This window comes from Streptomyces sp. NPDC050388, assembly GCF_040655635.1.
GTDB lineage: Bacteria > Actinomycetota > Actinomycetes > Streptomycetales > Streptomycetaceae > Streptomyces.
This window is the reverse complement of the sequence record NZ_JBFAKH010000150.1, coordinates 1-9,397: the sequence shown is the minus strand read 5'-3', so window position 1 is coordinate 9,397 and position 9,397 is coordinate 1. Positions and strand designations below refer to the sequence as shown.

Genomic DNA, 9,397 nt, shown 5'->3' with positions numbered 1-9,397 from the left:
CGGCAGGCGGAACATCGTCATGCCGGGCGCGCGCATGCAGATGATCGTGGTGATGAAGTTGACCGAGCCCAGGATGGTGCCGAAGCCCTGCAGGGTCAGGCCCATGATCCACATGTCGGAGCCGGCGCCCACCGAGCGGACCGCGTCGGACAGCGGTGCGTAGCCGGTCCAGCCGAAGCTGGCCGCTCCGTCCGGGGTGAGGAAACCGCCGATCGCGATCAGCGAGCCGAACAGGTAGAGCCAGTAGGCGAACATGTTCAGCCGCGGGAAGGCGACGTCGGGCGCGCCGATCTGCAGCGGCATGATCCAGTTCGCGAAGCCGACGAACAGCGGCGTCGCGAACATCAGCAGCATGATCGTGCCGTGCATCGTGAACGCCTGGTTGAACTGCTCGTTCGACATGATCTGCAGACCGGGCCGGGCGAGTTCCGCGCGCATCACCAGCGCCAGGACGCCACCGACGCAGAAGAACACGAACGACGTCACCAGGTACATGGTGCCGATCGTCTTGTGGTCCGTGGTCGTCAGCCACTTGACCACGATGTTGCCGGGCTGCTTGCGCCGTACCGGCAGCTCGTTCTCATGGGAGGCCACAGCTGCTGCGGCACCCTTGGGTTCGTTGAGGATGCTCACAGGATGTTCGCCTCCTTGTTCCTCTCGTGACTCGTCTGGTCGATGCCGGCGGGAGCGTAACCGGTCTGCCCCTTCTCCGCGAGCTCCTTGAGGTGCTGCTCGTAGCGCTCGGGGGAGACGACCTTCACGTTGAACAGCATCCGGGCGTGGTCCACACCGCAGAGCTCGGCGCACTTGCCGAGGAAGGTGCCCTCACGGTTGGGGACCACCTCGAAGGCGTTGGGGTGGCCCGGGATGACGTCCTGCTTCATCAGGAACGGCACCACCCAGAAGGAGTGGATGACGTCCCGCGAGGTCAGGACGAACCGGACCCGCTTGCCCTCGGGCAGCCACAGGGTGGGGCCCGGGTTGTTCGTCTGCGGGTTCCGCGTCGAGGGGGTGCCGCAGTCGTTGACACCGCCGGCGTTGGCCGGGAAGGCGTTCTTGTAGCGTTCCGGGACCCCGTCGAGTTCCTTGGCGGTCTTGGCGTCGCCGGTGGAACCCTCGACGTTCTCGATGTAGTTGAAGCACCAGCTCCACTGGAAGCCGACGACGTTGACGGTGACGTCGGGCTTGTCGAGCTTCATCAGCTCGGACTCGTCCCGGGCCGTGAAGTAGAAGAAGACCGAGACGATGATGAGCGGAACCACGGTGTACAGCGCCTCGATGGGCATGTTGTACCGGGTCTGCGGAGGTACCTCGACCTTGGTGCGGCTGCGCCGGTGGAAGAAAGCACTCCACAGGATCAGGCCCCACACGAGCCCGCCGATGGCGAGCGCGGCCGCCCACGAACCCTGCCACAGGGAGAGGATTCGCTCGGCCCCCTCTGAGGTGGGGGTGGGCATACCAAGGCGAGGGAAGTCCTCCCATGTGCAACCGGTGGCGGTCGCCAGGACCAGGCCCGCGGTCAGTGCCTGCAGCAGCTTCCGCTGCATCGGGCGCCGCGGCTTGGGGGTACCACCCACGCCCTTCAGGCCGTGGGGGAGGTCGGAGCCGTTGGGACTCACGTAGCGCCTTCCCGAGAGTCTCGCCCGCGCTGTACGGCTGCGGCCTGTCCTTCTCACCGGTCGGTCGCCGCCCTGCGTCGGGCAGGGGTTTGGATGTTTATGCGGACCAAACCCTAGCCGACGCCTTCCGGGGGGTCGCGGGGAGGGGGGCATACGCGCCGCCCGTCACCCCGAAGGGAGGGAAAGGGGATGCCCCGTCGCCGAAAGTACCGCTCGCCCGGGGACTCGGCAGGCGGGCGGGTGTGCGGTGGGGGCGCGGTGGGTCGGGAGATCCCGGTCGTTCGCCCCTCCCCGTGGCGGAACCGTCGAGGGGCACGGCCCCCGGCCGCTCGGCGGCCGGGCCACGCCTTAACGTTGCCGTATGGCCTACTTTGACGCCGCGTCCGCCGCCCCGCTCCACCCCGTCGGCCGTCAGGCCCTGCTGGCCGCACTGGACGAGGGGTGGGCGGATCCCGCACGGCTGTACCGGGAGGGCAGGCGGGCCCGACTGCTGCTGGACGCGGCGCGCGAGGCGGCCGCCGAGGCGGTGGAATGCCGCCCGGACGAGCTGGTGTTCACCCCGTCCGGCACCCGGGCGGTGCACATCGGGATCGAGGGGGCGCTGGCCGGGCGGCGACGCGTCGGATCGCACCTGATCGTGTCCGCGGTCGAACACTCGTCGGTCCTCCATACGGCGGAAGCGCACGGGGCCGGGGGCGGTTCGGTCACCGAGGTCGCGGTGGACCGCACGGGCGCCGTGGATCCCGCGGCGTACGCACAGGCGCTGCGGCCGGACACCGCGCTGGCCTGCCTCCAGTCGGCCAACCACGAGGTGGGGACCGTGCAGCCGGTGGCCGAGGTGGCCGAGGCGTGCCGGGCGGCCGGCGTACCGCTGCTGGTGGACGCGGCCCAGTCACTGGGCTGGGGGCCGGTGGCGGGTGACTGGTCGCTGCTCACGGCGAGCGCCCACAAGTGGGGCGGCCCGTCGGGGGTCGGGCTGCTCGTGGTGCGCAAGGGGGTGCGGTTCGCTCCCCAGGGACCGCTGGACGAACGGGAGTCGGGGCGGGCGGCCGGGTTCGAGAACATCCCGGCGGTGGTGGCCGCGGCGGCGTCGCTGCGGGCGGTGCGTGCCGAGGCGGCCGAGGAGGCGGCCCGGCTGAGGGATCTGACGGAGCGGATCCGGACGCGGGTGCCGGCCCTGGTGCCGGACGTGGAGGTGGTCGGCGATCCGCGGCGGCGACTGCCGGGGATCGTCACCTTCTCGTGTCTCTTCGTCGACGGGGAGACGGTGCTGCACGAGCTGGACCGCGCGGGTTTCTCCGTGTCGTCCGGCTCCTCGTGCACCAGCAGCACGCTCACCCCGAGCCATGTGCTGAGGGCGATGGGGGTGCTCAGCGAGGGCAACGTCCGCGTCTCGCTGCCGCCGGGGGCGGACTCCGAGGACGTCGAGCGGTTCCTGACCGTCCTGCCCCGGGTGGTGGCGGAGGTGCGGGAGAAGCTGGGGGCCCCGGTGGCGTCGGGGGCCGCGGAGCTCGTCGACGGGGGAGGCGGCGCCCTGGTGGTGGACGCGCTGGGCCGGCGCTGCCCGATCCCGGTGATCGAGCTGGCCAAGGTGATCGGCGACGTGCCGGTGGGCGGCACGGTACGGGTCCTCGCGGACGACGAGGCGGCCCGGCTGGACATCCCGGCGTGGTGCGAGATGCGCGGGCAGGAGTACGTGGGCGAGGAGCCGGCGGACCACGGCTCGGCCTATGTGGTCCGCCGGCTCTCCTGAGCGCGCGCTCGCTTCGGGCCGGGGAGCCCGAGGAGGACGTCAGCCCAGGTGCTTCTGCACCTCGGCCGCGGGCTCGTCGCCGTAGGCCCGCGCGAAGCGCTCCATGAAGTGGGCGCGGCGCAGCTGGTACTCCTGGGTGCCGACGGTCTCGATGACCAGGGTGGCGAGCATGCAGCCGACCTGCGCGGCGCGCTCCAGTGAGACGCCCCAGGCCAGTCCGGACAGGAACCCGGCGCGGAAGGCGTCGCCCACGCCGGTCGGGTCCGTCTTGCGCTCCTCCTGGGCGCAGCCGACCTCGACGGGGTCCTCACCGGCGCGTTCGATGCGTACGCCCCGGGCACCGAGGGTGGTGACGCGGTGGCCGACCCTGGCGAGGATCTCGGCGTCGGTCCAGCCCGTCTTGGTCTCGATGAGCCCCTTCTCGTACTCGTTGGAGAAGAGGTAGGTCGCCCCGTCCAGCAGTATGCGGATCTCCTCCCCGTCCATCCGGGCGATCTGCTGGGAGAAGTCGGCGGCGAACGGGATGCCCCGCGAGCGGCACTCCTCGGTGTGCCGGAGCATGCCCTCCGGGTCGTCGGCGCCGATGAGGACCAGGTCGAGGCCGCCCACCCGGTCGGCGACGGTCTTCAGCTCGATCAGCCGGGCCTCGCTCATCGCGCCCGTGTAGAAGGAGCCGATCTGGTTGTGCTCGGCGTCCGTGGTGCACACGAAGCGGGCGGTGTGCAGCGTCTCCGAGATGCGGACGGACGCGGTGTCGACGCCGTGCCGGTCCAGCCAGGCCCGGTACTCGTCGAAGTCGGAGCCCGCGGCGCCGACGAGGATCGGCCGGGTGCCGAGCTGGCCCATGCCGAAGGCGATGTTCGCGCCCACGCCGCCCCGGCGCACGTCGAGCTGGTCGACCAGGAAGGACAGCGAGACCGTGTGCAACTGGTCCGCGACGAGTTGGTCGGAGAAGCGCCCGGGGAACGTCATGAGGTGGTCGGTGGCGATGGAGCCGGTGACTGCGATGCGCACGGCGTGGACTCTCCTGAGGGAGGGGGATTGACACCCCACGCTACCGGGTGCGAGCCGTCCACCAGAAGCCGACAAAACTACCCGATAGTAGATCTTTCTTCGTGACCTTCGACATGCGTACGGTGCCGCCATGACGAACCTCAAGGTCCACGCCCCCACGCAGGCCGACCTCGAAGGCGACCTGGAGTCGCTGCGCGGCGACTGCGCCCGGATGGCCTCCCGCTGGACGGCGCCGGACCGCGGCGACACCCGGCCGGTGCCTCCGTCCCTGATCCACGGCGTGTCCGTGCCGTCGTCCTCGGCGCGGCTGCTGGACGCGATGTCGGATTACGGCGACTGAGTCGGACCCCCGCCGGCCAGGTTCACGGCTCCCGGGGAAACCGGACGGGAACCGTGCGCTCCCCCGCTGCGTCCCATCGCCGTCCCCCGTAAAGGGGACACGGGATACGACCCACCAGCGGTCCCGGTGCGACCGGGAAGGGTCTTCAGGGACAGCTGTGCAGCCGAAGGAGCGATGCGGTGAACACCGAGCGGCCCGACAACGACGACGACGCCGGGGCCAGGGCCTCCGGCAGCGCGCGCGACACCGGGGGCGCTTCGGCCGGCGGCGCGACGAAGGACGCCCCGGAGCAGCGGGCCCCGGGCACCCCCGCATCCGGCTCCGCCGCGCCCGAGGCCTCCGTCGAGACCGATGCCGGGAAGGCGCCGGAGCCGTCGGCGGAGGGCCCGGGGACCGTCCCGGCGGGAGAAGCCGCCCCGCAGGCCGACGGCGGCGAGGGCCCGGAGAACGGCCCCGCGCAGACCACCCGCCCCCGGGCCGGACAGCCGGAGTCCGAAGGCCCGGACTCCGGCGACGCGGAGGCCGGCACCGCCGGGCCTCAGCCCCGGGAGTCCGAGGACACGAAGCTCCCGGAAGGCGAGCCCGAGGCCCCCTCGGCGGACGGCGCGGACAGCCCCGCACCGGAGACCGCGGCCGCGGAGGCGGGCAGTGGCAAGGACCGGGCTCCGGAGAGCGAGCCCCCGACGGCCGACCGGGAGCAGGGCGAAGAACAGGAGGCAAGGGCCCCGGAGGCCGGCGACGCGAAGGCCGACGCCACGCGGGCCGGCACCGCCGAGCCGTCGACGCCGGAGCCCGAGGGCGCGAAGACCCCCGGGGGCGAGCCCGAGGCACCCGGGAGCGAACCCGGTGGGACCCGTCCGGACCGGGACGGGCAGCCGGAGGCCGTGGGCGGCGGGGCCGGGGGGCCGGGGGGTGACGCGGGAACATCCGAACCCGCCGCCCCGGAGACCGCCGCCCCGCAGGCGGCCGTCCGCCCGGAGTCCGAGGGCGCCGGTCGTGGCGGAGACGGTGGTGGGGACGGTCACGGTGGGGCCGGGTGGCGGCGGTCGCCGGTGCTGGTCGCGTCGGTGGCCGCGGCCGTGCTGCTGGTCGGGGGCGGCGGGGCCCACCTCGCCGCCAGTGCCGCCGGCGGGTCGGGCGGCGGTGCGACTCCGGGGGCGAACGGGGACGCCACTCCCCCGCCGCTCGCCCTCGACGCCTACGCCGGGGGCGGGCCGCACGGCATCGCGCCCGGTGAGCCCAACCCGTACGGCGCCGCCTACCGCGCCGACGGCGCTCTCCCCGACGGCCCCGACTCGGCGCCGGTCTACCACGCCCGGGGGCAGATCACCGAGGCGCAGGTGGTCAGGCTGGCAAAGGCGCTCGACGTCGACGGGAAGCCGGTGGCGGAGGGCGACTCCTGGCGGATCGGCGGCAAGGACGGCAGCGGGCCCACGCTGCGGGTGGACCGGAACGCCCCCGGCACCTGGACGTTCAGCCGGTACGCGCAGGGCACCGACGACTGCAAGGGCGACACGTGCCGGACCCCGCCGATCGGCGGGGACCCGGCGGCGACCGAGGAGGCCGCGCGGAAGGCCGCCGCGCCCGTGCTGAAGGCGCTGGGCCAGGACGACGCGAAGCTCGACGCGAGCCAGGTCATGGGCCTCAAGCGGGTGGTGAACGCGGAACCCGAGGTCGGCGGGCTGCCGACGCACGGCTGGACGACCGGCGTGGTCGTCGGCGTCGGGGGCGTGGTCGTCGGCGGCAGCGGCCGGCTGTCGACGCCGGTGAAGGGGGACACGTACCCCGTGGTGAGCGCCGAGAAGGCGCTGGAGCAGATGAACACGGCACCGGGCGCCGGCGACCGTGCGGAGATCGGCGGTTGCGCCACTCCCGTACCTCTGGAGGGTGAGCAGCAGGAGCAGTCGGAGCCGTGTGTCACGGCGACGCCCCTGCCGGCCGAGGAAACGGTCACCGTCGACGAGGCGGTGTTCGGGCTGGCCGCGCACTCGGTGGACGGGCGGCAGACGCTCGTACCGTCCTGGCTGTTCGAGACGCGTCCGACGGCTTCGCAGGACGGCGGCACGGTGACCTACCCCGCGGTCGATCCGGAGTACCTCACCTCCGGGGAGCGGCCCGGGGCGTCCGGCCCGGGGCGGCCCGCCGAGCCGGGCGACGGCGACGAGCCGACCTCGGCGCCGTCCACGCGCGAGGTCGGGGTCGAGGGCTACACCGCCGAGGGCAGCGAGTTGACGGTGACCTTCACGGGCGGGGTGTGCGCCGACTACGAGGCGACGGCGAGCGAGCGCGGGGGCCGGGTCACCGTCACCGTGACCGAGACGTCCCGGCCGGACGAGGTGTGCATCCTGATCGCCAAGCAGTACCAGCAGACGGTGCGGCTCGACGCGCCGCTGGGCACCCGTGAGGTGGTGGACGCCGACGGCGAGCCGGTGCCGCTGCACAAGGACGGCGCGCGACTGCCCACAGCGCCCTCCTCCGGCAGGACGCGATGAAGCGCTGAGAACGTCCGGACAGCACGAAGGCGGCGGTCCCGTCGGAGGAGGTCGCCGCCTTCGTCATGCGCCGTGCCGTTCCGTCCGGAAGGGGTCCCGGACGGGAAGGGCCCGGCTCAGCTGAAGGAGTCGCCGCAGGCGCAGGAGCCGGTGGCGTTCGGGTTGTCGATGGTGAAGCCCTGCTTCTCGATGGTGTCGACGAAGTCGATGGTGGCGCCGCCCAGGTACGGGGCGCTCATCCGGTCGGTGACGACCTTCACCCCGTCGAAGTCCTTCTCCACGTCGCCGTCGAGGGAACGCTCGTCGAAGAAGAGCTGGTAGCGCAGGCCGGAGCAGCCACCGGGCTGGACGGCGACGCGCAGCGCGAGGTCGTCACGGCCTTCCTGGTCGAGCAGCGCCTTGACCTTCGCCGCGGCGGCGTCGGTCACGATGATGCCGTCGGTGGCGGTGGTGGTCTCGTCCGATACGGACATCTACATCTCTCCCGGGTTGTACGGAGACTGCTTGCCGACGGTTGCAACCGGCGGGGGCGCGGATTCATTCCGGGCCGGGAGCTTGTTCTCTCGGCTCCGTCTTCATGCTCGCACACGCCCCGGCGGGCGGAAACCGGTCCATGCGACGCCCCTTCGGAATCGTTCCGGCGGGCTTCGGGAATGAACGGCGAGGCGCCGGGATTCACGTCACACGGACGCTATGGCCGTCGTCAAAGTGACGTGAACCGGATATGATAAATAGCGTCAATTCGACGAGAAGTCGTCGAACCGGTGTCCCGCTTGTCCCGCCGGGCCGTTCCTCACTGCCCGGCGAGCCGCAGAACAGAAAGGGTGCGTGTCGTGACCACCGCCCAGACCCAGGAGCTCGACGTACAGCCGACGCCCCTCGCCCTGTTGCTTCTCGGCCGGGAGGCCGACCCGAGGAGCGAGCGCGGTGTGGAGTGTCCCGGCGACCTGCCCTCGCCGTCCGACCCGGACCTGGTGGAACGCGCCCGCGCCGCCAAGGAGAAGCTCGGCGACAAGGTCTTCGTGCTCGGCCACCACTACCAGCGCGACGAGGTCATCCAGTTCGCCGACGTCACGGGCGACTCGTTCAAGCTGGCGCGGGAGGCCGCCGCGCGCCCGCAGGCCGAGTACATCGTGTTCTGCGGCGTGCACTTCATGGCCGAGTCCGCCGACATCCTCACCGGCGACGACCAGAAGGTCGTCCTGCCGGACCTCGCGGCCGGCTGCTCCATGGCGGACATGGCCACCGCCGAGCAGGTCGCGGAGTGCTGGGACGTGCTGACCGAGGCCGGCACAGCCGACCGGGTCGTGCCCGTCTCGTACATGAACTCCTCCGCCGACATCAAGGCCTTCACCGGCAGGCACGGCGGCACCATCTGCACCTCCTCCAACGCGAAGCGCGCCCTCGACTGGGCCTTCGAGCAGGGCGAGCAGGTCCTCTTCCTCCCCGACCAGCACCTCGGCCGCAACACGGCGGTGCGGGACATGGGGATGTCCCTGGAGGACTGCGTCGTCTACAACCCGCACAAGCCGAACGGCGGGCTGACGGCGGACGAGCTGCGGGCCGCGAAGATGATCCTGTGGCGCGGCCACTGCTCGGTGCACGGCCGCTTCAGCCTGGACTCGGTCAACGACGTGCGCGAGCGCATCCCAGGCGTGAACGTCCTGGTCCACCCCGAGTGCCGGCACGAGGTCGTGGCCGCGGCCGACCACGTCGGGTCGACCGAGTACATCATCAAGGCGCTGGAGGCGGCCCCGGCCGGTTCCAAGTGGGCCATCGGCACGGAGCTGAACCTGGTGCGCCGACTGGCGAACCGTTTCGCTCCCGAGGGCAAGGAGGTCGTCTTCCTCGACAAGACGGTCTGCTTCTGCTCCACCATGAACCGCATCGACCTCCCCCACCTGGTCTGGGCCCTGGAGTCCCTCGCCGAGGGCACCCTGGTCAACCGCATCGAGGTCGACAAGGAGACCGAGGAGTACGCCAAGCTGGCCCTGGAGCGGATGCTGGCGCTGCCTTGATGTGCTCCCCGGCCTGAATCCGGGAGCACCGGCCCGGGTCTGCCGACCCTTCCCGGGGCTTCCGGCTTCACCGCGCCGTGCCGGGACTTTCGCCCTGGTCCCACCTGCGCCCTGCGAGGCGTTCGGCGTGGGGCGCGGCGCGGCGCCCGCGGCCCGGCCGC

Annotated in this window: 8 protein-coding genes; 4 read left to right on the top strand and 4 right to left on the bottom strand. The window is 72.2% G+C overall.

The genetic code is table 11. The features are described from left to right. Both AB0I73_RS38735 and coxB read right to left on the bottom strand, forming a co-directional pair. Window positions 1-633: cbb3-type cytochrome c oxidase subunit I (locus tag AB0I73_RS38735; protein ID WP_363045095.1), on the bottom strand; the 633-nt coding region annotated here is incomplete at its 3' end. Then, the gene (gene coxB, locus AB0I73_RS38730; protein ID WP_363045097.1) at window positions 630-1,547 is read right to left on the bottom strand and encodes a cytochrome c oxidase subunit II; all 918 of its coding nucleotides are present in this window, start codon (window positions 1,545-1,547) and stop codon (window positions 630-632) included. The genes coxB and AB0I73_RS38735, both read right to left, overlap by 4 nt. Window positions 1,548-1,980: 433 nt before the next feature. On the opposite strand from coxB, the gene AB0I73_RS38725 reads away from it, so the two are divergent. Beyond that, entirely contained in the window at window positions 1,981-3,372 is a 1,392-nt protein-coding gene (locus AB0I73_RS38725; RefSeq protein WP_363045094.1) for an aminotransferase class V-fold PLP-dependent enzyme, read from the top strand. Window positions 3,373-3,411: 39 nt separating this feature from the next. Here the strand turns inward: AB0I73_RS38725 and AB0I73_RS38720 are convergent, their stop codons facing one another. Then, window positions 3,412-4,386, bottom strand: coding sequence for a carbohydrate kinase family protein (locus tag AB0I73_RS38720; RefSeq protein ID WP_363045093.1), 975 nt, complete (start codon window positions 4,384-4,386; stop codon window positions 3,412-3,414). A 130-nt stretch (window positions 4,387-4,516) separates the two neighbouring features. Between AB0I73_RS38720 and AB0I73_RS38715 the strand changes: the two genes are divergently transcribed. Next, on the top strand, window positions 4,517-4,726 hold the full coding sequence (locus tag AB0I73_RS38715; protein ID WP_109377462.1) for a hypothetical protein: 210 nt from the start codon (window positions 4,517-4,519) through the stop codon (window positions 4,724-4,726). An 884-nt stretch (window positions 4,727-5,610) separates the two neighbouring features. Further along, window positions 5,611-7,218, top strand: a complete 1,608-nt coding sequence (locus AB0I73_RS38710) for a hypothetical protein (RefSeq protein ID WP_363045096.1) — start codon at window positions 5,611-5,613, stop codon at window positions 7,216-7,218. A gap of 116 nt (window positions 7,219-7,334) precedes the next feature. Here the strand turns inward: AB0I73_RS38710 and AB0I73_RS38705 are convergent, their stop codons facing one another. Next, the gene (locus AB0I73_RS38705) at window positions 7,335-7,691 is read right to left on the bottom strand and encodes an iron-sulfur cluster assembly accessory protein (RefSeq protein WP_109377461.1); all 357 of its coding nucleotides are present in this window, start codon (window positions 7,689-7,691) and stop codon (window positions 7,335-7,337) included. Between the two features lie 360 nt (window positions 7,692-8,051). Here AB0I73_RS38705 and nadA point away from each other — a divergent pair, with 360 nt between their 5' ends. Further along, window positions 8,052-9,236 (top strand): quinolinate synthase NadA, encoded by a 1,185-nt coding sequence (nadA, locus tag AB0I73_RS38700; RefSeq protein ID WP_363045092.1) that lies wholly within the window; start codon window positions 8,052-8,054, stop codon window positions 9,234-9,236. Window positions 9,237-9,397 lie beyond the last annotated feature (161 nt).

Coding starts and splice junctions, on each gene's coding strand:
- AB0I73_RS38705 (WP_109377461.1), bottom strand. CDS start 7,691: ATGTCCGTATCGGACGAGACCACCACCGCCACCGACGGCATCATCGTG.
- AB0I73_RS38725 (WP_363045094.1), top strand. CDS start 1,981: ATGGCCTACTTTGACGCCGCGTCCGCCGCCCCGCTCCACCCCGTCGGC.
- coxB (WP_363045097.1), bottom strand. CDS start 1,547: ATGCAGCGGAAGCTGCTGCAGGCACTGACCGCGGGCCTGGTCCTGGCG.
- AB0I73_RS38715 (WP_109377462.1), top strand. CDS start 4,517: ATGACGAACCTCAAGGTCCACGCCCCCACGCAGGCCGACCTCGAAGGC.